Origin of the sequence: Paenibacillus sp. JDR-2 (assembly GCF_000023585.1) — a bacterium.
Taxonomy (GTDB): Bacteria; Bacillota; Bacilli; order Paenibacillales; family Paenibacillaceae; genus Pristimantibacillus.
This window is the reverse complement of record NC_012914.1, coordinates 4994767-5020608: the sequence shown is the minus strand read 5'-3', so window position 1 is coordinate 5020608 and position 25842 is coordinate 4994767. Positions and strand designations below refer to the sequence as shown.

At 50.5% G+C, this 25842-nt stretch carries 23 protein-coding genes and 1 pseudogene; 20 read left to right on the top strand and 4 right to left on the bottom strand.

Going from position 1 to position 25842, the window contains the following annotated elements:
• Nucleotides 1–29: 29 nt before the first annotated feature.
• Together PJDR2_RS21970 and PJDR2_RS32040 are read right to left on the bottom strand one after the other, a co-directional pair.
• The gene (locus PJDR2_RS21970; RefSeq protein WP_015845923.1) at nt 30–1115 is read right to left on the bottom strand and encodes a copper resistance D family protein; all 1086 of its coding nucleotides are present in this window, start codon (nt 1113–1115) and stop codon (nt 30–32) included.
• Nucleotides 1112–1723 (bottom strand): copper resistance CopC family protein, encoded by a 612-nt coding sequence (locus PJDR2_RS32040; RefSeq protein WP_015845922.1) that lies wholly within the window; start codon nt 1721–1723, stop codon nt 1112–1114. The genes PJDR2_RS21970 and PJDR2_RS32040 overlap by 4 nt, the downstream gene beginning before the upstream one ends.
• Before the next feature lie 243 nt (nt 1724–1966).
• On the opposite strand from PJDR2_RS32040, the gene PJDR2_RS21960 reads away from it, so the two are divergent.
• Nucleotides 1967–3319, top strand: coding sequence for a hemolysin family protein (locus PJDR2_RS21960; protein ID WP_049790168.1), 1353 nt, complete (start codon nt 1967–1969; stop codon nt 3317–3319).
• Nucleotides 3320–3382: 63 nt separating this feature from the next.
• On the opposite strand, the gene mnmA is transcribed toward PJDR2_RS21960, so the two are convergent.
• The gene (mnmA, locus tag PJDR2_RS21955) at nt 3383–4519 is read right to left on the bottom strand and encodes a tRNA 2-thiouridine(34) synthase MnmA (RefSeq protein WP_265525068.1); all 1137 of its coding nucleotides are present in this window, start codon (nt 4517–4519) and stop codon (nt 3383–3385) included.
• Between the two features lie 244 nt (nt 4520–4763).
• On the opposite strand from mnmA, the gene cymR reads away from it, so the two are divergent.
• The 19 genes and pseudogenes from cymR (at nt 4764) to PJDR2_RS21860 (ending at nt 25405) form a co-directional block, all read left to right on the top strand.
• Nucleotides 4764–5183, top strand: a complete 420-nt coding sequence (cymR, locus tag PJDR2_RS21950) for a cysteine metabolism transcriptional regulator CymR (RefSeq protein WP_015845919.1) — start codon at nt 4764–4766, stop codon at nt 5181–5183.
• A 12-nt stretch (nt 5184–5195) separates the two neighbouring features.
• Entirely contained in the window at nt 5196–6353 is a 1158-nt protein-coding gene (locus tag PJDR2_RS21945; RefSeq protein WP_015845918.1) for a cysteine desulfurase family protein, read from the top strand.
• A 17-nt stretch (nt 6354–6370) separates the two neighbouring features.
• Complete coding sequence (locus PJDR2_RS21940; RefSeq protein ID WP_015845917.1) at nt 6371–6916, top strand: PRC-barrel domain-containing protein; 546 nt, start codon at nt 6371–6373, stop codon at nt 6914–6916.
• A 1-nt stretch (nt 6917) separates the two neighbouring features.
• The gene (locus PJDR2_RS21935) at nt 6918–7115 is read left to right on the top strand and encodes a hypothetical protein (protein ID WP_015845916.1); all 198 of its coding nucleotides are present in this window, start codon (nt 6918–6920) and stop codon (nt 7113–7115) included.
• Nucleotides 7116–7425: 310 nt separating this feature from the next.
• Entirely contained in the window at nt 7426–8508 is a 1083-nt protein-coding gene (locus PJDR2_RS21930; protein WP_015845915.1) for a putative 2-aminoethylphosphonate ABC transporter substrate-binding protein, read from the top strand.
• Between the two features lie 29 nt (nt 8509–8537).
• The gene (locus tag PJDR2_RS21925; protein ID WP_015845914.1) at nt 8538–9575 is read left to right on the top strand and encodes an ABC transporter ATP-binding protein; all 1038 of its coding nucleotides are present in this window, start codon (nt 8538–8540) and stop codon (nt 9573–9575) included.
• Nucleotides 9572–11290: a putative 2-aminoethylphosphonate ABC transporter permease subunit gene (locus tag PJDR2_RS21920; protein WP_015845913.1), complete on the top strand. Its 1719-nt coding sequence runs from the start codon at nt 9572–9574 to the stop codon at nt 11288–11290. The genes PJDR2_RS21925 and PJDR2_RS21920 overlap by 4 nt, the downstream gene beginning before the upstream one ends.
• 24 nt (nt 11291–11314) lie before the next feature.
• Nucleotides 11315–12115, top strand: a complete 801-nt coding sequence (gene phnX / locus PJDR2_RS21915) for a phosphonoacetaldehyde hydrolase (RefSeq protein WP_015845912.1) — start codon at nt 11315–11317, stop codon at nt 12113–12115.
• The gene (gene phnW, locus PJDR2_RS21910) at nt 12112–13206 is read left to right on the top strand and encodes a 2-aminoethylphosphonate--pyruvate transaminase (RefSeq protein WP_015845911.1); all 1095 of its coding nucleotides are present in this window, start codon (nt 12112–12114) and stop codon (nt 13204–13206) included. The genes phnX and phnW overlap by 4 nt, the downstream gene beginning before the upstream one ends.
• 141 nt (nt 13207–13347) lie before the next feature.
• A complete protein-coding gene (locus PJDR2_RS21905; protein ID WP_015845910.1) occupies nt 13348–14130 on the top strand; it encodes a DeoR/GlpR family DNA-binding transcription regulator in 783 nt (260 codons plus the stop codon).
• Between the two features lie 109 nt (nt 14131–14239).
• Nucleotides 14240–15311 (top strand): annotated as a pseudogene (locus PJDR2_RS21900) (AI-2E family transporter).
• A 536-nt stretch (nt 15312–15847) separates the two neighbouring features.
• The gene (gene alaS / locus PJDR2_RS21895; protein WP_015845908.1) at nt 15848–18481 is read left to right on the top strand and encodes an alanine--tRNA ligase; all 2634 of its coding nucleotides are present in this window, start codon (nt 15848–15850) and stop codon (nt 18479–18481) included.
• A 59-nt stretch (nt 18482–18540) separates the two neighbouring features.
• A complete protein-coding gene (locus PJDR2_RS21890) occupies nt 18541–18798 on the top strand; it encodes an IreB family regulatory phosphoprotein (protein ID WP_015845907.1) in 258 nt (85 codons plus the stop codon).
• Between the two features lie 16 nt (nt 18799–18814).
• Nucleotides 18815–19231, top strand: coding sequence for a Holliday junction resolvase RuvX (ruvX, locus tag PJDR2_RS21885; RefSeq protein ID WP_015845906.1), 417 nt, complete (start codon nt 18815–18817; stop codon nt 19229–19231).
• A gap of 8 nt (nt 19232–19239) precedes the next feature.
• The gene (locus PJDR2_RS21880; protein ID WP_015845905.1) at nt 19240–19533 is read left to right on the top strand and encodes a DUF1292 domain-containing protein; all 294 of its coding nucleotides are present in this window, start codon (nt 19240–19242) and stop codon (nt 19531–19533) included.
• Between the two features lie 6 nt (nt 19534–19539).
• Entirely contained in the window at nt 19540–19836 is a 297-nt protein-coding gene (locus PJDR2_RS21875) for a DUF1292 domain-containing protein (RefSeq protein ID WP_015845904.1), read from the top strand.
• 202 nt (nt 19837–20038) lie between these two features.
• Nucleotides 20039–21136 carry an endolytic transglycosylase MltG gene (gene mltG / locus PJDR2_RS21870; RefSeq protein ID WP_015845902.1) on the top strand — a complete coding sequence of 366 codons (1098 nt, stop codon included), beginning with the start codon at nt 20039–20041 and terminating at the stop codon, nt 21134–21136.
• 196 nt (nt 21137–21332) lie between these two features.
• Nucleotides 21333–23489 carry a methyl-accepting chemotaxis protein gene (locus PJDR2_RS21865; RefSeq protein ID WP_083778178.1) on the top strand — a complete coding sequence of 719 codons (2157 nt, stop codon included), beginning with the start codon at nt 21333–21335 and terminating at the stop codon, nt 23487–23489.
• A gap of 92 nt (nt 23490–23581) precedes the next feature.
• Nucleotides 23582–25405 carry a peptidoglycan D,D-transpeptidase FtsI family protein gene (locus PJDR2_RS21860; protein WP_015845900.1) on the top strand — a complete coding sequence of 608 codons (1824 nt, stop codon included), beginning with the start codon at nt 23582–23584 and terminating at the stop codon, nt 25403–25405.
• On the opposite strand, the gene PJDR2_RS33765 is transcribed toward PJDR2_RS21860, so the two are convergent.
• A complete protein-coding gene (locus tag PJDR2_RS33765) occupies nt 25391–25816 on the bottom strand; it encodes an AI-2E family transporter (protein WP_322597421.1) in 426 nt (141 codons plus the stop codon). The two genes, PJDR2_RS21860 and PJDR2_RS33765, sit on opposite strands and share 15 nt — an antisense overlap.
• Nucleotides 25817–25842 lie beyond the last annotated feature (26 nt).

Below are 25842 nucleotides of genomic sequence, written 5' to 3'. Positions count from 1 at the left end.
GAAACCACTTTTATAAAATTAGTTTCATTTTAACCAATACCGAACATCAGAGCAAAGTAACCAAATACCGTCGTGAGCAGTCCCATAATAAAAGCCGGCAAAATTTTGTTTTCTTTGTACATCTGAATGAGCCCGTAGATCATGACGAGAGCCGCGGCAAGCATAAGAACGCTGTCCAGGCCGATGGAAAGCTTCAGGGACAGATCCGGACTGAAATGCCCGTTGTAGACGGTTGTGAACAGCTTCGAAGGAGATACCGATTGCAGCGTTTCCTTCACGTTATGGGGAGGCGTCTGCTGGCCCAGCACTCCGGTGACGATAAAGAGAAGCAAAGCAATGACACTCTCCGCTTTAAGCCACGGGAGGGGATTAAAGCTGCTGTTCTCCTTAAGCCTGTTCCGGTAGCCAAAACCGTTCGTATAGGCAAATAAAAGCAGCGGCGCAAGGAGCAGATGCTTCAGCAGAAGCATCTGCCCGTAAGGAAGCATCCACGAATTGACATACTGCGGCGTAGTAAAGGTCATAAGCGTAATGCCGGCGACAAAAGTGATCAGCATGCAGCCGATTGCAAGCGGCGAGAACCAGGCCAGGAAAGCCTCCCAGTTGCGACTGCTCGTAGAGAACCAGCTGGCAATCAACAGCACGCCAATCCACACGGTTACGGAAAGGAAATGGGCGGAGTGGACAAGCCAGCCCTTGGTGCCGTAAAGCGAAGTCGCATGGCTGGCATAACCAAGCCAGAGAATTAACAGGAACATGATGAACAGGCTGACCTTCGGCATATGCTTATCGTTGCGGAAGGAGGGCAGGCCAAGCAGGAAAGCAAGGCCAACGGAAGCAACAGCCGACCAGATCCAGGCCTTGCCGTTGTTCAGCTCCAGCAGGATGCTTTTCACCATTTCACCGTACGTAACGTCCGTATCCTTGGCAAACAGCACCGCAGAATCATGTATAGGCACAAATTCGAGTACAGGAATCGCAAGCGCGCAAACGAGCAGAAGCCAGTTCGGCGTATGTATGTCCGGACGTCTATTCTCCGGGACCACCCGCAGAATAAACGTTCCGGTCAGAATGGCGAAGCAGACATAGAGAAGAGCCTCGCTGACATAACTCATTTGCGGCTCCTCCGGATTACGATAACAACCGCTGCAGCTACAATAATGCCGGCAATAACCCAAATCGCGGTATTTACGCCATTGTTCTTGCCGGACTCAGCAATGTCTTCTGCCGGAGCTGCAGGAGCGGGCACCTCGGAGAGGTTATCATCAGCCGATGCGCTTGCATCGGGTGCTTCCGTAACTTCGGCGCTTGGAGAAGGAGACGATTCTGCCGGAGATGCAGCGGCTTCCGGTGTTGGGGAAGGCGTAGCTTCGGCGGCATCAACCGTAAAGGCGTATTCACCGTCAACCGCATGACCGTCAGCCCCGATGATCGTCCATTTTACCGTGTAAGCGCCATTCTTCAGAGGCTCGGTTACCGAACCGCTCATGGTCGCCTTACTTACGGTAATATCACCGGTCTGAACCTGATTGCCGGATTCATCGAGCAGCTTGAATTGACTCAGCTTTTCGATATTGGTATTAAAGGTCATGGTTATCTCGGCGGGAGAAACGGTAACGGTCTCCTCCTTGGCAGGGGTGGATACGGTAATCTTGGAATGGGCCATTGCGATACCCGGCAGCAGGAACAGGGCGGCCAGGCAGATAAAAAGGATACGTTTCATTAGGAAATTCCCCTTTGTTTATTGGATTAATTGATGTCATTATAACAGATCGGGCATTCGTTTCGACTTCGCCTTTTTGAACAATATTCGAAGGCAATAAATCGTCATAATGCAAGGTTTACATGGAATAAACTTGAATTACCGTATCTTTACAGAATCGCAAATTCCCTTCTCGAAGGAGGTGCACCTGCTGCTGTGCAGGTCGCACGGCTGCAGGGGACAGTATTGAGTGATCCGCTTCCGATGGTTATGCAGCTGGTTCTTATTGTTTTTCTGGTGTTTATGAACGGTCTGTTTGTTGCCGCGGAATTCGCCATGGTCAAGGTCCGGGGCACCCGGATTGAAACGCTGGCTGCCGAGGGTCATATGCGGGCGAAGCTTGCCTCGCATTTGACGAGTAATCTTGATGCTTATTTGTCTGCGTGCCAGCTGGGGATTACTCTGGCTTCGCTTGGTCTTGGCTGGATTGGGGAACCGGCGATCAAGGATTTAATCGAGCCGTGGTTTCTTGCGCTTGGCTGGGGCAATCCGGTATGGATTCATTCGATTTCCTTCGTTATCGCCTTTTTATTCATTACCATTCTCCATATTGTCCTCGGTGAACTCGCCCCCAAAACGTTGGCCATTCGCAAAGCAGAAAGCGTAACCCTGCTTACCGCAACGCCTCTTGTTATGTTTCACAAGCTGATGTATCCGTTTATCTGGGTATTAAACGGTCTGGCGAACCAACTCCTGAAGCGGCTGGGCGTCGAGCCGGCATCCGAGCAGCATTCCGCCCATACGGAGGAAGAAATACGCATCCTCATGCAAGAGAGCCACAAGAGCGGATTGATCAACAATACGGAGCTGACTCTTGTCGATAATATTTTTGAATTTGCCGAGACCAATGCCCGAGAGATTATGATTCCGCGTACGGAGATGGTCTGCCTGTATGTCCATCTATCTCTGGAAGACAACAAGGCTATCGCATTAAACGAGATGCATACGAGATATCCCGTCTGCGACCATGACAAGGACAATATAATCGGTTTCGTTCATATAAAAGACTTGCTGAAGGATACGACGCATAGCCTGACCGATATCCGGCAGATTACGCGCGCGATTACAACGGTACCCGATTCGATGCAAATCAGCAATCTTCTCATCCTGATGCAGAAGAGAAAAGCGCAAATCGCTATACTCATCGATGAATACGGAGGCACATCCGGTCTCGTTACGCTGGAAGACATCATGGAAGAAATTGTAGGAGAGATTCAGGACGAATTTGACGAAGAGCGGGCGGAGATCGAGAAGCGGGACGAATCCGTTTACTCCATCAGCGGGATGATGCTGATCGAGGAAGTGAACAGTTATTTCGGCATTGATATCGAAAGCGACAATTACGATACGATTGGCGGCTGGATGTACTCTCAGATCGAGATCCCGCCAACAAGCGAGCAGCGGATTGACTACGGCGGCGAGTATGCGTTTATTATCGAGGAAACGGATCATTTGCGAATTTCCCGCGTTCTGGTCAAGAAGCTGACTATAGAGGCAAAGCAGGGCAATTGGAAAGGGAAACAAGGCCCTGAAGGTATGGCGGAGGGACATTCATGAGGAATAAATAACCCCCCTTGTCCAGTGGCAAGGGGGTATTTATTTATTTATTTATTTATTTGTTTATTTGGCCAACGCTTCAAACGCTGCTTGATCAATTTTATGAACGATATCAATCGTTCCGCCGGCAAGGCAGACATCACCATCGTACAAGACAACAGCTTGCCCCGGCGTAATCGCCTTTTGGGGATAGTCGAATACAACCTCAGCGGTGCCGTCGGTATGCAGCGTTACGCTCACGCCTTGATCCGGCTGGCGGTAACGGAATTTCGCGGTGCAGCGGAAGGTGCCTTCCGGTCTAAGGGGCGCAATCCAGTTCATGCCGCTTGCCGTAAGTCCCGTGGAATACAGGCTTGGATGGGATTCACCCTGAACAACGTAAAGAATGTTGCGCTCCAGATCCTTGTCGGCTACAAACCAAGGCTCGCCGTTGCCGGATCCGCCGATTCCAAGGCCTTGCCGCTGGCCTAGCGTATAATACATGAGGCCGTCATGGCGTCCTTTTACCTCGCCGGAACGGATATCAACCATATCGCCGGGGCGGGCAGGCAGATAACCGCTCAGGAATTCCTTGAAGTTGCGCTCGCCGATAAAGCAAACGCCCGTGCTGTCTTTTTTCTTCGCGGTATATAGACCAGCCTCTTCGGCAATACGGCGAACTTCCGGTTTAGGCAAATGCCCAATCGGGAACATCGCTTTCTCGAGCTGCTTCTGATTCAGCGCGCTCAGGAAGTAAGTTTGATCCTTATTGCCGTCCACGCCGCGGAGCAGCCTGGTCTCGCCGTCTTCGTTCCGCTCAACGCGGGCATAATGGCCGGTTGCCAGATAATCGGCGCCAAGCTCGTTCGCTTTTTTGAGGAAATCGCCGAATTTGATCTCCCGGTTGCACATCACATCCGGATTAGGCGTCCGGCCGCGCTTGTATTCATCGAGGAAATAAGTAAATACTTTATCGAAATACTGCTTCTCAAAGTTTACGGTATAATAAGGGATCCCGATCTGGTCGCAAACCCGGCGTACATCCTCAGCGTCCTCTTCCGCTGTGCAATGACCGAATTCATCGGTGTCATCCCAGTTCTTCATAAATATGCCAACCACGTCATAGCCTTGCTGCTTAAGCAGCAGAGCCGTTACGGAGGAGTCAACTCCGCCGGACATCCCGACAACGACGCGTGTTTCTTGCTTCGATTTAACCATCACGCGCACCACCTTGTTCTTCACACTTCTAAGACCGTTACGTTAGAGTTACTTTCCGCGAACGGACTTCGTACTATTGTAACATAGTCGAGAAACTTTTTCATGAAAAGTCAATCCTTTTCTCGCATGTCGCAAAAGGTTGTGTTAACATAGATATGATATGGGAATACCCGTAATTATAACAAACAATACGCTAACATACGTACTATCGCATGGAACAACTACTACTTAAGAGAGGTGCCCGAATATGAAAATATCGACGAAAGGCCGTTACGGCCTCACCATTATGATGGAGCTTGCGGGAAAATTCGGCGAAGGTCCGATTTCACTTAAGAGCATTGCCGAGCGCAATCAGCTTTCCGAGCATTACCTGGAGCAATTGGTTGCACCACTTCGCAATGCCGGACTTGTAAAAAGTATTCGCGGCGCTTATGGCGGTTATATCTTGTCCAAGGAACCGGAGACCATTACAGCCGGTGACGTGATTCGTATATTGGAAGGCCCGATTTCCCCGGTAGATTTCACGGAAGAGGATGATCCGGCCAAACGCGATTTGTGGCTGCGTATCCGTGACAGTATCGCAAGCGTGCTTGATCAAACAACCTTGGCCGATCTGGTGAACTACCAGGATGCTGGTGTTGCTGACAGTTATATGTTCTATATTTAATGAGGGATTCGTATGCAAAAGTATTATTTTGACCACGCAGCTACAACGCCGATGCATCCGGATGTAGCCGCAGCGATGCTGGAAGTGATGACGGGAGCCGGCGGCAACCCGTCCAGCATGCATGCCTTCGGGCGCGCAGCGAAGCAGAGAGTGAACCGGGCGCGCGATTTGATCGCGGCCGCGCTTGGATGCAAGCCATCCGAGTTGATATTCACCTCCGGCGGAACGGAAAGCGACAATGCAGCTATTATCGGCGCAGCAGCGGCGATGAGGACGAAGGGCAAAACCCATATCATTACATCAAGCGCGGAGCATCATGCCGTACTGCATACCTGCGAGGCTTTAGCTGAAGCAGGCTATGAAGTGACTTACCTTCCGGTAGATCAGACAGGTCGCGTCTCGGTGAGCGAGATTGCCGCAGCGATTCGGCCAACTACGGGGCTTATCAGCATTATGCACGGCAACAACGAAATCGGCACCTTGCAGCCAATCGAAGAGATTGGCGAGCTTGCTCATGCCCACGGCATATTGTTCCATGTAGATGCTGTCCAATCTTTTGGCACGGCTGCATACCGGTTGTCTGAGCTGCCGGTTGATTTGATGAGCTTTTCCGCGCATAAGATAAACGGCCCGCAGGGCGTAGGCGCTTTATACTTGGCAAACGGTACGCCGTTTGAACCCATCGTGCACGGTGGATCGCAGGAGCGAAAGCGGAGACCGGGGACGGAGAATGTCGCCGGCATTACCGGTTTCGCTAAAGCTGTTGAAATTTGTGTGAACGATCTGGGCAACAAGAAACTTTTCCTGGACAAGCTTCGTACAGAATGGGTAGACAAGCTGAATGCCGAGCTATCCGGGATAACGGAGATCGTTATTAACGGGAATGCGGAGCATCATCTTCCGAACATCGTAAATATCAGCTTTATCGGGATTGATACGGAGACGATGCTCATGAACCTCGACATGGAAGGCATTGCCGCAGCAAGCGGCTCTGCCTGTACGTCGGGTTCCCTTGAAAGATCGCATGTGCTGAAGGCAATGAACCTACGGGAGGAACGTTTGAATTCGGCTGTACGATTCAGCTTTGGTTTGGGGAATACTGTGGAGGAACTGGAAGACGCTGCACGCAAAATCGCGACAATCGTGGAGCGGATCCGTACCAATCAGTAGGAGGCCTTGGGCACGCCATGATCAAACTCCAGCAATTAATCGGGCTGCCGGTGCTTGTCATTCATTCCGGCAAGCATGTCGGCTTTGTCAAGGACGCTTGGTTCGATGAACATTGGCGGTTAATTGGTCTTATTGTAGAAGGCGCGAAATGGTTTGCGACATCGGTTAAAACCGTGGAATGGGCAGAGGTATTATCCTGCGGCGAAGACGCCGTATTTATATCAAGGGAATCCGCCGTAAAGCCGGTAAAATCGGCCGAAATCGGACGTTCTTTTGAGACTGGCGTCGTAAAGCTGAAGGAATTGCCTGTTGTCACGGTGCAGGGCATACAGCTCGGACGAGTATCCGATGTTTATTTTTACCCGTTTCAGGGTACACAAATAGTAGGCTATGAGCTTACGGATGGTTTTATATCGGATCTGATGGAAGGGCGCAAATGGCTGAAGGCCCCGGAGGATCCGGACGCCGTGCTGCTCGGGGAAGACGCGATTATCGTTCCTGCTGTCAGTGAAGCGGAATTGGAGCCTGTCGCAGCTTCCAATTCGATAAATAGGGAGAAATGAAATGATGAGATGTCCCAATTGCAATTCAAAGGATATTGGTAAAATCGGTTCCCATCAGTTCTATTGCTGGGGCTGCTTCATAGAGCTGACAGTGAACGGTGAGAAGATGTCGGTCTATCAAGTGGAAGAGGACGGAACGCTGAGTTCGCTCGACGATTTGTTCTTTGAAGAGGAAATGCCGCAAATTCAAATTAATTAGCGGTTTCATAGAGGTTACGACTTCAGGGCGGCTTATGGCCGTCCTTTTTGCTGTCTTTATAAGCTGAAATCCAACAAAAACAAAGGGAATGCAAAGAAGGACACTTATTTAACGTTGCGATAATACCGCTCAAACAGTGAAGGGTTAAGCTGGTTCATGATAGGTGTTTGATTTTAAATGCAACTAAAACCAACTAAAATCAAACAAAAACAATTTATTAATATGGATTTAATACTGATTTTACAATTGGACGTTAAGCTATAAATGTCTTAAACAAGGCGATTACGATGAGGTGGAGGAGAAAGAGATTATGAAAAAGTGGGTAGGAACAGCACTTACGACAGTACTTATCATCTCTGCGTTAACAGCATGTGGCGGTAACAAAAACAATACAAACGCACAGCAAGGGGCTAATGGCAACAAGGCGGCAGCCGAAGCAAACTCGGAGCTTACGGTTTATACCGCGCTCGAGGATGATCAGATCCAAGCTTATCTTGAATCGTACAAAGCCGCTCATCCAAATGTGAAAGTGAACATTGTACGTGATTCGACGGGGGTTATTACGGCAAAGCTTCTGGCGGAAAAAGACAATCCGGTTGCCGACGTTGTATGGGGCACGGCCGCAACAAGCCTGCTTGTCCTCGACCAGAACAATATGCTGGAAGGGTACTCGCCAAAGGGAATTGAGAACATCCAGCCTGAATTCAAGGATACGCAAGAGCCGGCACATTGGGTGGGCATCGATGCCTGGGAAACAGCCTTCGCCGTCAATACGGCAGAGCTTCAGAAGAAGGGACTTGAAATTCCCAAATCGTACGCCGATCTGATCAAACCGGAATACAAAGGCTTGATCGTTATGCCGAATCCGGCTTCCTCCGGTACGGGCTTCCTGACGGTTAGCGGCTTGCAGCAGCTCATGGGCGACAGCGAAGCATGGAGCTACCTGGATAAGTTGGATCAAAATATCGCCGTATACACCGAATCCGGCTCCAAACCGGCGAAGATGGCCGGCACCGGGGAATACCCGATCGGCATTTCCTTTGGTTACCGAGCGATTCAAGAGAAAAAGGGCGGAGCTCCGGTAGAGGTTGTATTTCCGGCAGAAGGCTCGGGCTGGGATGTTGAAGCCAATGCGCTGATGAAGAAAGACAACATCAAGCCGGAAGCAAAAGAGTTCCTCGACTGGGCGATCTCCGAAGAGCCTATGAAGAAATACAACGAGAACTACGCGATTCTCGCGATGAAGACCGATTCTTCCGTTATTCCGGAAGGCTACTCGAAGGATCCGATCAGCCAGCTGGTCAAGCTTGATCTGAACAAAGCTGCGGAGACTCGCGACGCAACGCTTGCGGAATGGTCGAAGCGTTATGAAGCCAAGAGCGAGAAAAAATAAAAGCTGATCCGAAGGAGGACAACGGTTCTATGCCACAGAGCTATTTATCTATAGAAGGCATCCGCAAGACATTCGGATCGTTTACAGCGCTTGAGCCTATTCACATCGAGATTCCAAAAAATGAATTCGTATGCTTGCTGGGTCCAAGCGGCTGCGGCAAGACGACCTTGCTTCGGATGATTGCTGGACTCGAAACGCCGGATAGCGGCCGTATGCTGGTAGAGGGCAAGGATATAACATCCTTGCCTCCCGCCAAGCGTAATGTAGGATTTATGTTCCAATCGTATGCCCTGTTTCCGAATTTAACGGTAGCCCAGAATGTTGCCTACGGACTGAAGGAGAAGAAAATGTCCAAGCAGCAAATGCAGAGCAAGGTAGAGGAAGTGCTCAGCATGGTTGATCTTTGGTCGTCTGCGAAGAAGTACCCCGCCCAACTGTCGGGCGGACAACAGCAGCGGGTAGCGCTGGCCCGTGCGATTGCTCTATCTCCAGATTTCCTGCTTCTCGACGAGCCGTTGTCTGCACTTGACGCCAAGGTGAGAGAAAAGCTCCGCCTGGAGATCCGCAGATTGCATGAGCAGCTTGGCATGACGACGATTATGGTTACTCACGATCAAGAGGAGGCGCTTACGATGGCGGATACCGTAGTTGTGATGAACAACGCCAAGGTTATTCAGTCCGGAGCACCCGAAGAAATTTACGAACGGCCAAACAGCCGGTTTGTCGCCGATTTTATCGGTGCAGTCAATTTTCTTGAACCTATGGACGGCGGAGACACGCTGGCGATTAGACCGGAGCATGTAAGGCTTGGTCTTACGCATGAGACGGGAAGCTATGAGGCAGAGATTGAAAGCCTGGAATTCCGGGGCTCCTTTTACCGTGTAACGATGAAGGTGCGAGGTCCGATGAGCAGTTATTTCCCGAATGGAGTTGCGGCGGACGTGAACCGCTCCATCGTTAAGCAATATCAACTTGAAAAAAACCGCCGCGTCTTTATTCAATTGCCAGAGGAGCATTTGATTCACTTCGGCGCAAACCGCCGGGAGCAACTTGAGGTGGTTGGATGAGACCCGCGAAATGGCATACAGCCATGATCCTTAAACGGGGAAATGGCAGCTGGTTTGAACGTGTTGCAATGCTGCTGATGCTTGCGGGATTATGCGTGATGATTCTGCTTCCGTTATTCTCTCTGTTCAGCAAGGCGGTTACAGACAAACAAGGAGAATATAACGGAGTAGATAACTTTATCGATTATTTTTCCACGCCCGCACTGCTGAGCTCCTTGCAGCACACGGTATACGTTTCTGCATTAACCGCAATCCTGTCCGTTGTACTGGGCTTTTTGTTCGCTTACGCCCTTACCCGTACGAACGTTCCAGGGAAAATGTTTTTCAAAACGGCATCGCTCCTTATGCTCTTCGCTCCAACGATGATGCTTGGGATCGGTTTAACTTACTTATTCGGCAACCAGGGTTTGATTACAACCGGCTTTTTTGACGCGCTGCCCTTCCATTGGGATATTGGTTTGTACGGCCCAACGGGCATTGTTATGGCGGAGGTCATGTACACCTTTCCGCAAGCCTGTCTCATCCTTGTTGTTTCCTTAAGCTTTGCGGATTTCAATCTGTACGAGGCAGCCAAAACGATGGGAGCAGGAAAAGGGAGAATCTTTTTCACCATCACCCTTCCTAACATGAAATACGGTCTTATTTCATCGTTCTTTGTCTGCTTTACGCTAGCCTTTACGGACTTCGGGGCGCCGCAGGTTGTCGGCGGCAGCTACAATGTGCTGGCAACGGAAATCTATAAGCAGGTTATCGGCCAGCAAAATATGGGGATGGGAGCTACGGTTGGCATTATTCTGACTCTTCCCGCCATCCTTGCTTTTATCGTCGACCGGTTTATAACGAGCAGACAGCATGCCATCAGCGCAAGAGCCGTACCGTACCGGATATCGCCTAACCGCAAAAGAGACGGATTTTTCTTAGCCTTTTGCATCGCGGCCTCGGGTATGATCTTGCTATTAATCGGGACGGTATTCGCAGCTTCGTTCATCAAGATATGGCCGTACAATCTTTCGCTATCCTTGAAGCATTACGATTTCAGCAAAGTGGCCGGTGGCAGCTTGCAGCCTTTCTGGACCAGCTTGAGGATGTCCGCCTGGACAGCGGTAATCGGAACGGCCGTTACTTTCGTAGGCGCTTATCTGATTGAGAAGACGAAGGCATTGCCGGTACTCCGGCAGGCGGGTTATTTTCTATCGATCCTTCCGCTGGCGCTGCCGGGTATCGTTCTTGGTCTGTCGTACATCTTTTTCTTCAACAAGGCAAGCAATCCGATGCACGGCATTTACGGAACGATCTGGATTCTGGTGCTGGCAAACATTGCGCATTTCTACTCCGTTGCTTTTGTTACGGCGACAAGCGCGCTGAAGAAGCTGGACCGCGAGATTGAAACGGCCTCCGACTCTTTAGGCGTTCCAAGGTACAAAACCTTGCTCAGAGTGACGCTTCCCTTGTGTCTGCCGGCTGTACTGGAGATGGCGATGTATTTCTTCATCAACTCCATGGTAACCGTGTCGGCGGTCATGTTCCTGTATGCGGCAGATCTGAAGCTGGCTTCCGTATCCATCGTAAATATGGAAGATGCGGGAGATATAGCGCCTGCAGCCGCGATGTCGACCTTAATTGTAATGACGAATATAGGGGTACGGCTGCTCTATGAAGCCGTCACCCATCAAATTAAGAAAAGAACGCAAGCTTGGCAAACGAGAGAACAATAACGAGAAATCAATAAGGAGAGATGAATGATGATTAAAGCAGTCATGCTGGATTGGGCAGGCACCATGGTCGATTTCGGCTGCTTTGCACCGCTTAACGTTTTTGTAGAGGTCTTCGCGCGCAAGGGAGTTCAGGTAACGGTTGAGGAAGCAAGACAGCCGATGGGCATGCTGAAGCGGGATCATATCGCGGCTATGTGCCAAATGGAGAGAATCGCCGGTGTTTGGGAAGGTCTTTACGGAAGAAAGCCAGGCGAAGCAGATATCGATGAGTTGTACGCGGACTTTGAACCGCTGTTGTTCAGCACTTTAAAGGACTATGCGAAGCCAGTCCCGGGAGCGGTTGAGCTTGCGGACAGATTGCGCAGCCAAGGAATCGCCATTGGTTCTACGACCGGTTATACAAGAGCGATGATGGATGTGGTTTGCAAAGGAGCCAAGGAACAAGGCTATGAGCCGGATACTCTCGTTACGCCTACGGAAGTATCTGCCGGAAGACCGTATCCTTGGATGATCTACCGGAACGCGGAGATGCTTGGCGTATATCCGATGCATCACATTGTCAAAGCCGGCGATACCGTAAGCGATATGTTGGAAGGCGTAAACGCGGGCTGCTGGACGGTTGGCGTAATTGTAGGCAGCAGCGAGCTTGGCATGACGGAAGAAGAAGTGAACGGATGCGAAGATGCGGAGCTCTCTGAACGCAAAGCAGCCGTTGCGGCTAGGCTTCAAGCCGCGGGCGCCCATTATGTCATTGACCGAATTGGACAGCTGGATAGCCTCATCGCGCAAATCAACGCTCGTATGGAGAGAGGGGAACGTCCATGAACCGACCATATTTGCTGCTGACTCCCGGACCGCTCACGACTTCGGACACCGTAAAAGAAGCGATGCTTCGAGACTGGTGTACTTGGGACAAGGATTATAACGGATTGGTGCAAAGCATTCGAACCCGTCTGGTGAAGCTGGCGACATCATCGCCCGAGTCCTATACTTCGGTGCTGATGCAGGGCAGCGGCACCTTCAGCGTGGAGTCCGTCATTGGTACGGTTGTTCCGCAAGACGGTAAGCTGCTGGTTCTTACCAACGGGGCTTATGGCAACCGGATTGCCCAAATGGCCGCTGTGTATGGCATTTCTACCTCCGTGCTGGACTTCGGCGAGACGGAATGCGTGAAAGCTCCCGCAGTTGAGGAACGACTAAAGGCTGAGCCGGATATTACCCACGTCGCCATGGTGCATTGCGAGACAACAACGGGCATGTTGAACCCGATCGCTGACGTATCGAAAATCGTTAAAAGCCGCAATAAAAACTTTATTGTGGATGCAATGAGCAGCTTTGGCGGTATCCCGATCGACGTAGCGGAGCTGGGGATTGATTTTCTAATCAGCAGCGCAAACAAATGCATTCAAGGCGTTCCCGGCTTTGGATTTGTCATTGCGCGAACGGAAGCGCTTCTCGCTTGCGAAGGCCAAGCAAGATCATTATCGCTCGACCTTTATGACCAGTGGGCCGTGATGGAAAAGGGCGGAGGCAAATGGCGCTTTACCTCTCCGACCCATGTGGTGCGGGCGTTTGACCAGGCTTTAGTCGAGCTGGAGGCGGAGGGTGGCATAACAGCGCGCCATCAACGGTATAAGTCGAACCAGCAGCTGCTAGCAGAAGGAATGGCTCAGCTAGGCTTCTGCGCCCTGCTTCCGAAGGAGCTTCATTCTCCGATTATTACGTCCTTCTATTATCCGTCCAGCAAGCGCTTCAGCTTCGAAGAGCTTTATGACAAATTAAAAGCAGCCGGCTTTGTAGTTTATCCCGGCAAAATCAGCTCGGCTGACACGTTCAGGATCGGCAATATCGGCGAGATCTATAAAGATGATATCGTGAAGCTGCTGCAGGTGATCAATAACGAGATGTTCTGGTAAGCCGTTTTTTTTACCCTATAGAACCAATCAAATCCACAAACTAACAAGAAGTCGGTCCTGCAATGGGAGGAGTTTGTCCGTTAGCGGGGAAAAAGTAGAAATGGATTTCGTATAGAGAATCGGAAGAAGGGGGCGCCCGTTATGTCGCTAATCGGAGAAGAGCGAAAAAGAGAGATACTGGACATCATTAATGATGCGGGAAAAGTCCAAACGAATGATCTGGTGAAACGTTTCAGCGTTTCATCGGAAACAATCCGGCGATACCTGGAAGAGCTGGAGTCGGAGAACCGGCTTAAGCGCGTATACGGCGGGGCAGTAAAGATGACTCTTGTCTACGAGGAACTCTCCCATCTGAAACGCGAGGTATTAAGGGTAGAGGAGAAGCAGCGGGTCGGCAGGGCTGCTGCCGCTCTGGTAGAAGACTATGACGTGATCGTTATCGATGACGGCTCAACAACGCTGCAGATGATTCCCTATCTTCTATACAAGAAAAATCTGACGATCATAACCAATTCCATTTCCGGTTTGAATATGATTCTGGACTATCAGAATAAAGAAATGTTCTCGGGCGACGTCTTTTTTATCGGCGGCAAAATCGATCCGCGTCATTACCGGATATCCGGTTCTTTGGCAGAGAAGTTTATGGAAAATTTTTTTGTGAACAAAGCTTTTATTTCCATTGACGGCATCTCTCCGGAGCAGGGAATAACAAGCTTTGACTCCAGCCGGGCGCTTCTCGTTCAGACCATGATGCAAAAGAGCGAACAAAGCATCATTCTTACGGATAGCAGCAAGTTCGGTACAAACCGGCTGTACAAGATTGCGGATTTGGCGCAGCTTGATACGGTTGTCTGCGAGGAGCCTCTTCCCGCGGAATGGTCGGAATACATGGATAAGAAGATGAACTGGATCGTAGCGGAATAAATACGAATTAGGCATTCATGGATGAAATGGACCGCTTGTACATATACTGAAGCAGATTGCTCTGTCAATCTTTTGGCTTACGGTGATGAAACAAGCGGGGGTGAAGACGGTGGAACGGTTGACGAAGAGCCGTCTGTTTGCGTGGCTGGTCTATATCATTATGGGGCTGCTAGCCCTGTATCTGCTGCTGTTGGTAAAACCTATTTTTATTCATCTTTACGTGTTTCTAAGGTCGATTCTCGCCCCGTTTATTATCGCAATGATCGTATCTTACGTGCTGAATCCGGTTGTGACGATGCTGCATCAGCGGAAGGTTCCGCGGACGGCAGCGGTGCTGCTGATTTATGCCGTGTTCTGCGCGGCGCTGGCCGTTATTTTAGTTAATGTGATCCCGATGTTCAAGGAACAGATGGACGAGTTGAATCGCCATGTTCCGGATCTGACCTATCGCGCGGAAAGTCTCGTGACCGATTTGAACAATACTTCCTTTTTGCCGGACAGTATCCGGGACGGGATGAACAAGTCCATTTATCAGATGGAGAAGAAGCTGTCGGATACCGTATCCCATTTCATTAACAATATCGGGTCTGTCGTGAATGCGGTATTTATCGCCTTTATCATCCCTTTCCTGGCTTTTTTATATTTTGAAGGATTTCGATTTGTTCGAGCGGACGGTTATTACCTACGTTCCGAAGTCGCACCGCAAGCACGCCGTCAGGCTCCTCAAGGATATTGACACGGCGCTGGGAAGCTACATTCGGGGGCAGTTTATCGTCTGTATCATCGTTGGCATACTCGCTTATATCGGGTATATCATCATTGGGCTTCCGTATCCGCTGCTGCTCGCCAGCATTGTGTCCGTTACGAACATTATCCCGTATTTGGGTCCATTCTTTGGCGCGGCTCCGGCCCTTCTCGTTGCATCAACGATTTCTATGAAAATGGTGCTGTTTGTCGCTATCGTCAACATGGCGTGCCAGGTGCTTGAAGGCAATGTCGTGTCCCCGCAAGTGGTTGGGCGCACGCTCCATATTCATCCGCTGGCGATCATCTTCGCCTTGCTCGTCGGAGGGGAGATTGCCGGCATTGTCGGGATGATTCTGGCGGTTCCGATCTTTGCGGCGCTTAAAGTGATCGTCCAGCATATCTTCGCTTATTACGTCAGGCGAAAGACCATTTGACAGACGTCACATTGGCCGATATACTTTAGACAGTTGCAGCAACTAACACATGCAAAGCGTTGATGGAAGGAAGTACGCCATAGCCCGTCAATCAGAGAGAGAGCTTCTTCGCCTTTGGGCGTTGGCTGTAAGAGCTCTTCGGACGAAGAATGGCCGAAAGCTACTTTCGGAGTGTGAACGAACTTCACCGGGAGGACCCGTTATCGTCCATACGAGGAGATTGCTTTTGAGTGCGGTGTATATTGCATTCGGCAATAACCAGGGTGGTACCGCGATATTAAATTCGTCCCTGTCTAATGACAGGGACTTTTTTATGTTTCAAAACAGACTATTAAAGGTTTGAAGAAGTGAGCGGCGTTGGAGCACGGAGAGAAAAGTTGAAGCTTTTGGAGCGGTAGCGTCCGCCTTTGTTTTTGAATTTCAACCTTGTACATATCGTTCAAGAAATTCAAAAACAACAGCGGCCAAAGGCTCAACCTTTCTCGTAGTGCCCGTCATGCTGATCTCAACTCAAATTTTAACGGAGGTTATTAACAATGAAAGCAAGTGAAATTCGTTCCAAATGGCTTTCCTTCTTCGAAAGCAAAAGACATCATATCGAGCCAAGCGCATCGCTAGTCCCTCACAACGATCCGTCGTTGCTCTGGATCAATGCGGGCATGGCTCCGCTCAAGCCTTATTTCGACGGACGCGTCATCCCTGACAATCCGCGCATTACGAACTCGCAAAAATGCATTCGTACGAACGATATCGAGAATGTCGGCAAAACCCGCCGCCACCATACGTTCTTCGAGATGCTGGGCAACTTCTCCATCGGCGACTACTTCAAAGAAGAAGTCATTACTTGGGCTTGGGAGTTCCTGACGAGCAAAGAATGGATCGGCTTCGATCCCGATCGCCTCTCCGTTACGGTATATCCGGAAGACGAAGAAGCATACAAGTACTGGAACGAGAAGATCGGCCTTCCGGCTGAGCGCATCTACAAGCTGGATGAAAATTTCTGGGATATCGGCGAGGGCCCTTGCGGACCTTGTACCGAAATTTTCTATGACCGCGGCGAGAAGTACGGCGATCTGAACGATCCGGAATGCTGGCCTGGCGGCGAGAATGAACGTTTCCTCGAAGTATGGAACCTTGTATTCTCCCAGTTCAACCATAATAAAGACGGCAGCTACACGCCGCTTCCGAACAAAAACATCGATACGGGCGCAGGTCTCGAGCGTTTCGCTTCCATCCTGCAGGATGTGGATTCCAACTTCGATACGGATCTGTTCATCCCAATCATTGAACGTACTTGCGAAATCGCAAGCGTGAAATACCATGTGAATGATGAGCATGACGTTGCGCTGAAAGTAATCGCCGACCATATCCGTACGGTTGCCTTTGCGGTAGGCGACGGCGTTATGCCTTCCAATGAAGGCCGCGGCTACATTATCCGCCGTTTGCTCCGCCGTGCCGTTCGTTACGGAAAAACAATCGGCATCGACCGTCCGTTCCTGTATGAACTGACTTCCGTTGTTGGCGAGGTTATGGGCGTCTACTATCCGGAGGTTGTCGACAAACGCGAGTTTATCGAGCGTGTTATCCGTACGGAGGAGGAGCGTTTCCACGAAACCTTGTCCGACGGTCTAGTAATGCTGTCCGATTTGGTAGCAACAGCACGCAAAGCGGGTACAACGGAGATCGGCGGCGAGGACGCATTCCGCCTGTACGATACGTACGGCTTCCCGTTTGACCTGACGGAGGACTTTGCATCCGAGAACGGCATGACCGTTGACCGCGAAGGTTTTGACGCTGCAATGGAAGCGCAGCGCGAGCGTGCGCGTGCAGCCCGTCAGGATACAGGCGGCATGAACGTGCAAGGCGGTCCGCTTGCCGACTTTACGGTTAAAAGTGAATTTGTTGGCTATAATGAACTGGTAACGGAAGCCCAAATCACAGCTATTGTCCATGAAGATTCCCTGGTAGATCTCGTAGGCGAAGGCAGCCGCGTTCTTGTGCTGCTCGACCGCACTCCTTTCTATGCGGAAAGCGGCGGTCAAATCGGCGATAAAGGTACAATCGTAGGCAACGGATTTACGCTGCAGGTTGAAGACGTGACAAAAGCGCCGCATGGCCAAAGCGTGCATCATGCCGTGGTCGCTTCCGGTACCGTTCGTACAGGAGAGACTGTGGAAGCCGTCGTTATCCGTTCGGTACGCGAGGATGTCATCAAGAACCACACGGCAACTCATTTGCTGCACAAAGCACTAAAAGAAGTGCTCGGCGATCATGTTAATCAGGCAGGCTCGCTTGTACAAGCAGACCGACTGCGTTTCGACTTCTCCCATTTCGGCAGCATTACGCCCGAAGAGCTGACGGAAATCGAACGCAAGGTCAACGAGCAAATCTGGATTGGAACTCCTGTTGTTATCGAGAGCAAGCAAATTGCAGAAGCAAAAGCAATGGGCGCTATGGCCTTGTTCGGCGAGAAGTATGGCGACATCGTGCGCGTCGTACAAGTCGGCAATTACAGCATTGAGCTTTGTGGCGGCTGCCATGTAGCGAATACGTCCCAGATCGGTATGTTCAAGCTTGTAAGCGAGAGCGGCATCGGTTCCGGCGTACGCCGTATTGAAGCAGTAACCGGCCGCCATGCCTACAGCTATATGGAAGGTCAGCTTGACCTTTTGAAGCAGGCTTCGGCGCTTCTTAAAGCAAATAACAACGATGTTCCAAAACGGATTGAAGCTTTGTTCGCGCAAGTAAAAGAGCTGGGCCGCGAGAATGAATCGCTGCAGGCGAAGCTGAGCCGTATCGAAGCAGGCTCTCTTGAGCAAAACGCGAAAACCGTTGGCGACGTAACCGTATTGAGCGCGAAGGTCAGCGCCCCTACAATGGATGCTCTCCGCGGCATCGCAGACGAATTGAAAGCGAAGCTGCCTTCGGCGGTTATTATCCTTGGCGCCGTGCAAGAGGACAAAGTGAGCCTCGTTGCAGCCGTATCGGCCGATCTGGTGAAGAAAGGCTTCCATGCCGGCAAGATCGTCAAAGAAGCAGCTGCGCATTGCGGCGGCAGCGGCGGCGGACGTCCGGATATGGCACAAGCCGGCGGCAAAGACGCTTCGAAGCTGGACGAAGCTTTGAAACTTGCCGAAGAACTGGTTCTTAACCAATCAAATGTGATATGATAGCAGTGTAAATGTAATAAACTAGTTAATAAATGCGGTTGGAAAGCGAGGTGCTGGCGATGAATTCCATGGACAACACGATGAAGTTTAATGTGAAGGCGGAAGGCGAATCTTCCTCACAAGACATTTTGCTTACGGTGCATGAGGCGCTTCTGGAGAAAGAGTATAATCCGATCAATCAGATTGTTGGGTATTTGCTGTCCGGAGATCCCGCCTACATTCCACGGCATAACAACGCTAGAAGCTTAATTCGCAAGAAAGAACGTGATGAACTCATTGAAGAGCTTGTCCGGTTTTATCTGAACAACAAGAAATGAGAATTGGGAGCCGGATATGAGGACAATGGGTTTGGATTACGGTGACCGCAACATCGGAGTTGCGGTCAGCGACGCGTTCGGCTGGACCGCGCAGGGACTGGAAACCGTTCACAAGCGCAGGGACGGCGGCGAAATGGATCGGATTGCCGAGCTGGTGAAAGAGCATGAAGTAACGGAAATCGTTGTGGGACTGCCGAAAAATATGAATAATACGATTGGCCCCCGCGGCGAGATAAGTATGGCATTCGCAGAGCAGCTTCAGCAAACACTAAACTTGCCTGTTCACCTTTGGGATGAACGGCTGACAACGGTATCCGCCGAGCGGACTTTGCTAGAGGCGGATGTTAGCCGGAAGAAGCGAAAGCTAGTAATAGACAAAATGGCGGCAACGCTTATTTTGCAAAATTATCTCGATTCTAAAACGAAAAGGTGAGGGTTGCGATGACAAAGGATGACCTGCAGTTCGAAGAACCGGAAATTATTTATATTCCGGATGAAGACGGCAACGAAGAAGAATTCGAAGTCATCATGAAGTTTGAAGTGGATGGCTCTGATTCGAAATATATGATGGTTGTTCCGCTTGCAAGCGAAAATGACGAGGAAGATGAAGTATACGCTTTCCGTTATGAAGAAGAAGGCGACGACCTTAAGCTGTATACGATCGAAGACGAAGAAGAGTGGAACATGGTTGAAGAAACCTTCAACACGCTTCTCGGCGAGATGGAGGAAAATTAATGGCGGATGACGAGCGCATTATTCCGGTTCCGCAAGAGCGGCTTCGGGAATGTAATCGAGCTGGTCTCTGAACATGGGAGTCTCGACAAATTCGAGATCAAGGCGGAGTTTCAGCTTGGCCCGTACGTTTATGCCGCTCTGCAGTCGCCTGACATGAAGAAAGAGCAGGAGGTTGAGCTGTTCCGCGTCATTCTGACCGATAACGGCGAACCCCAGCTTGAAACGATTGAGGACGATGATGAGTGGGAACTTGCGGCGGAAGCTTATGATGATCTTCTGTTCGCAAACGATGAAATGCCTTAATTGCATACGCAAGTTAAAAAGAGCGGCTCCCACCGCTCTTTTTCTCAGGCTTTTGAAGGAAATTATTGTCGGAAAATGGATGAAACTGATGAAATATAGTCTTTTTGATAAATCAAAGTTTATGCTTACGATGCAATGAATCATCACAATGGCCTAAATATGGCCATTAGTGTGATAATTCATTTTAGGAGGAACGCGGTTGGTGCAATCGAGACAGCAGCATTCAAAATCAGGACCCTCGGCAGGCCGTATTGCCATGTGGGTTATTTTATCGCTCCTCGCTCTCCTTATTATTGGAGCAGGGAGTGTCTTTTTGTATGTTTGGAACGGGTTAAAGCCGACAGCTCCTGGCGAACCTGTCCGAATTGAAATCGCAAAAGGCGCTTCGGCATTTACGGTATCCGATACGCTGGAAGAGCACGGCATTATCAAGAACTCTTTTTTGTTTAAATATTACTTGAAGGCGAAGAACGAAGGCTCGCATTTCCAAGCTGGTGTCTATGATCTAAGTCCGGGCATGGAAAATGATGAGATTATCGCTAAGCTGAACAGCGGGGATACCGTAGCCGAGTCCATGATCCGGTTCACGATTCCGGAAGGCTTTACATTGCTTCAGATTGCAGATAAGCTGTCGGAAGAAAAACTCATTGATAAGCATAAATTCCTCACGCTTGCGGATTCCGCCCCAGGCTGGGAAGGCGCGGAGGCCGTTAAATCGATCCCGGCTGACGACAAGCTTCACCACAGGCTGGAAGGGTACTTGTTCCCGGAAACCTACGAGTTGAAGAAGGGGAGTACGGAAGAGGATATCCTCAAGCGGATGATGGCTGAGCTGGATACGAAGCTGGACACTTTGCCCGAGGGCTGGTCGGATGTTCTTGCCGAGCGCAAGCTGACGCTCCATCAGCTGCTTACGATTGCCTCGCTGATCGAGAGAGAGGTTGTTGTGGATGAAGAGCGGCCGGTTGTGGCCGGCGTCATCTATAACCGTCTGGCGAAAGGAATGCCTCTTCAGATCGATGCGACCGTTCAGTATTTGCTGGATAAACCAAAGGAACGCTTATACGAGAAGGATTTGCAGATCGATAGTCCTTATAACACGTACAAGATTGACGGACTGCCGCCGGGACCGATTGCAAGCCCAAGCCTTGCTTCGATTAAAGCGGCCTTATATCCGGAGAAAAATGATTACTTCTATTACGTCACCAAAAAAGACGGCTCGCAGACTCATCTGTTTGCCAAAACGTATAAAGAGCATCTGAAAAATATCGAAACAAGCAATAAAACAGCTGCGAAATAGGGCGGATAATATCGACAAGGAAGGACAAATGTCCTTCCTTGTTTTTTATTGGGAAAAAATAGTTGTTTGAATCTACTAATCAATTGACATTTTCCGACCGATATAAAATAATAGGACTGTACATGCCAATATAGGGTAATAGAACTAGACCGATCCAGTTGACAAACTACATAACGATAAAGAGGCGGTGTCTTGCATGAAGAAAACGGACAAACCTAAAAAAGTTAAAGAGAAACCGCAAAATATGAAAGCGCAATCAAAAGCGCAGGCGGTTACCGCACAAACAACGAAGCAAGTAACGCAGACTTTCACATCCATTTTCTCCAACCCGTTAAAGTCGGTAGGTACAAAGCTGTTCCTGATTATATTCGTCAGTATTATTGCGTGCGTATTGGTTGTGGGTCAAATGGCCTACTCGAAGACGAAAACCATCGTTGAGGATAAAGTATCAAGCGCAAGCTTCGAGACGATTGTACAAGCTTCGGCGAACCTGGATATTATTCTGAAGACTTATGAGGATCTGTCCATGCAGATCATGATCGATAAAGAATTCCATAAGCTTGTTTCTACTCTGGAAGACAGTACGGAAGCTTTCGATTTGTTTGAAGCACAGAAGGATTTGGGAGAACGCCTGCAAAATGCGGTGATGAGCAACAAAGCCGTTATCGGTGCCTATTTGCTGCCGCTGGACGATAAACTTCCGACCATCACATACGGGACGGCCTCTGTTGCCGTAGCACCCGATCTGATGAAATCGGACTGGTTCGAGAAAACCAAAACTTCAAAAGGCGGCGTTAACTGGATTGAAACGCAGCCGACCGGTTTCGGCACAAAGGACAAGCTGCCGTCAATAGGTCTCAGCAGACAAATGAACAATACAACAACCAATGCGGCTTCTTATATCCTGTTGATTGAGCTCAACCTCGAGGATATCCAAGAGAAATACGAAGATATTTCGCTTGGCGAAGGCAGCAAAATTTATTTGGTAGACAGCGACAATAAGTACATTTCAGCCCCGGATAACAGCCTTATCGGCAAAGGCAATGTAGTAAAGCTGAATATTGATGAGGAAGGCTCGCTTAAAGAGAAGTCCACTGAAGGGGAAGAGGTTCTGTCCGTATTCAAGACGCTGGATACGGCAGGCTGGAGACTGGTAGGCACAATACCGGTTAACGAGCTTGTGAAAGATGCCGGCGTTATCAACAAGATGACTTGGCTGATAGCCTTGGTTGCGATGTTTATCGCAATTGCTATCGGCATGCTGGTTATCCGCACCATCGCAATGCCGCTAATGGCGATGCGCAATCTGATGAACGAAGGCGAACGCGGCAATTTGACGGTTCGATCGAATATAACGAAGCGCAAGGATGAGATCGGTCAGCTTGGCGAGAGCTTTAACAAAATGATGATTCAGATTACGGCGCTTGCCAAACAAACCACACAGTCCGCTGATGAAGTATTGTCTACAGCCGGCGAGCTGACCGATGTGTCGAAGAAGACGGCCATCTCGGCAAGAGAGATTTCCGTTGCAACGGAAGAGATCGCAAGCGGCGCATCCAGCCTCGCTGTTGAGGCGGAAAGAGGCAGCGATCTGACAGGTAATATCAATCATCAAATGAAGTCGGTTATGGATGCAACCGGCCATATGGTTGAATCTGCCGGCGAAGTGGAGAAGGCCAGCCAGCAAGGTACAGCGTATATGGGTCTTCTTATTCAGAAGACGGGCATGACGGAAGAAATGACCCGTTCCATGGTAGAAAAGGTAGATAGTCTTAAGCTTAGCACTGGGTCCATCGTTAAGATTCTAGACGTACTCAACAATCTGACCAAGCAAACGAACATCCTGTCGCTGAACGCAACTATTGAAGCGGCACGTGCCGGAGCGGCAGGCAAAGGTTTTATGGTCGTAGCCGACGAGATCCGCAAGCTGGCGGATCAATCCCGTCAATCCATTGATGTCGTAGGCCAGATTACGGAGACGATCATGACGCAGATCGAAGAGACGGTTACGGTATTGTCGGATGCGTATCCGCTGTTCCAAGAACAGATTGGTTCGGTTAAAGAAGCGAATCAGCTCTTCCTCACCGTACAGAACCAGATGGGGCAATTCGTACAGAAGCTGGATTCGGTAACGAATTCGATCACCATGCTGGATCAATCGCAAGCAGTGTTAACGGAAGCGATGGGGAATGTAAGCGCCGTTGCGCAGCAGTCATCAGCTACTTCGGAAGAAGTAGCGTCGCTTAGCACCGAGCAGCTTAGCATCAGCAACGGGCTGGTTAACCTGTCCGAGAAGCTGGATGCCGTATCCCGCGGACTTAAAGAATCGTTGTCCCGTTTCAAAATCGATTAATCGTAAGCCGTCCAATTGGATGAAAGATCCTTTTGGACGGTTTTTTTGTGCTTCGGTAAGGTGATAATGTCTAATGACTGGAGGCGCCTTACATGAAAAGACGTATTGCTGTAATCGGGTTATTATTTGTCTTTATTTTGTCCGGGTTTATTGCGAGGCTTGCCTGGTTACAGCTGACGCCCGGCTACGGGCATAAGAACGCAGCCGCTGCGATGAGCCGGACCAGCTGGAAGCGGATGTCGGTTATGCAGCGCGAACGTAATCTTGTGCTGGATTCCGGCCGGGGAGATTTCGTAGACCGGTATAACAGGCCAATTACGGGGGAGACGTATTATACGCTTGCCTTATTTCCCGTGAATATGAAGTTCGGGGATTCTGAAGCGGAGAAAAAGTGGCATCAGAATGTGCAGCAGCTTGCCGCGATGCTGAATGTAACCGAAAGACAGCTCGTAAGCTGGTGGCAGGAGCTGCGGGAGCCGTCCTTCTGGCATAGCGGGAAAGAGAAGCTTCCTTACCGTTTATCGGACAAGCAGCTGCAGAAGCTGGCTTTGCTTCATTTGAACGGTGTACGGGCTTTGCCATACCGGAACCGGTATTTAACCGCATTTGCCGCTAAGCAGGCGCTCGGATATATCAGCCAGCATCCGGAGCATTTAGAGCTGGCGTATGCGAAGGAGCTTGAATCAGGCAAACGGAAAATTAATGAGTTGATAGGCGGTTCGGGTCTTGAAAAGTCTCTGGATGATCTCCTGCATGGTGCCGGCGCTACCTCCGTCTCTTATTTTACAGACGGCAACAAGGGGCCGTTGCTAGGTTTGAATTACCGCGTTACGGGGCCGGGGAATCCGTATTATCCGCTTCAGGTTCAGACCACGCTTGATCTTGAACTGCAGAACAGGCTTGAAGCTTATATCGATGCCAAACCGCTAAGGGAAGGGGCGGTTGTTGTTCTGGATGCGAAGAACGGAGATATTGTGGCGATGATCTCCAGGCCGCAGATGGAGCCGCTGCAGCTGGATAACGAGAAGGAGTGGGCCAATCATGCGATTCAGGCGGCCGTGCCCGGCTCAATCTTTAAGCTGGTTACCGAAGCCGCTGCTCTGGAAGCGGGAGTGACGAACGAAAAGGAGCGTTTTACTTGCAACGGGGAATACGGCAAATACGGCTTGTCCTGCTGGAAAGAGGGCGGGCATGGCACGCTTTCGCTGCAGGAGGGACTCGCCCAATCATGCAACATCGTATTTGCGACCATTGCGGAGCGGTTAAGCGCGCAGCAGCTGCAGCGAACGGCAGCTGCATTAGGGATCGGGAAGCAGGCCGGCTGGCATTCGGAACGGGCCTTTGGACCGTTCCGCCATCCGCTACGGCTGCTTGGCGAAGAGGAAGCCGGGCGGTTATTCCCGGCTGTGGCCGGCGTAAAGACGGATGGCGGCGTAATGGCGCAATCCGCCATTGGGCAGCGTGATGTATTGATGACGCCGCTTCAGGCGGCGAATCTGGTCGTCACGCTGCTGGGCCACGGGCGCGTGATGGAGCCGCGCCTCGTACGGGAAATCCGCTATGCCAACGGCCAGCGGATGGTGACCATGCCCGCGAAGAGCGCTCCTGCGGCGGATGGCCGGATTCGTCCGGCCACCGCGCGTAAGCTGCTTCGCGGCATGGAGGCGGTTGTCGACCATGGAACAGGCCGGTCGATCCGCCAAGGGCTGTGGGCGGTAGCCGGCAAATCCGGCACCGCCGAAATAACAAGGGCCGGAGCGCCTCGCGTGAACCAATGGTTCACGGGATACGGTCCGGCCCAGAAGCCCCGTTATGCGGTTGCGGTGCTGGCGGAGAATCGTCCGCCTGACAGCAGGAACCAGGCAACGGAGCTTTTTCGCGGCGTGATGGATATTCTCGCCTTATACTCCCGTTGAAGGCTGCTTGCCATCGGTTTCTTCCTCTGCGGCAGCCGGGAACGGATGGACGTCAAACTCGCCTTGCGGCGTGCGGATCCAGCGGTGGAAGAAGCCTTGCTCGTACAGCGCTTTGATCAGAATAATGATGATTGGCGATAGAATTACGCCTGCTACGCCAAACAAATGCAGCGATACGATCATGCAGGATAGCATCGTGAAGGCGGATACGCCAAGCGTATCGCCCGTAATTTTGGGCTCTACGATATGGCGCGTCAGAACTACAGCGATCAAGAGAACGGACAGCCAAACGGCAAGCGTGGTTTGGCCAACCAGGAACAAATAAATGATCCAAGGAATAAACAGCGTACTTACGCCAAGAAGCGGCAATACGTCGAAAATCCCCGGCCGTAAAGGAGATGGCGAATGCATTTTCTACTCTCAGAATAAGAAGCGCC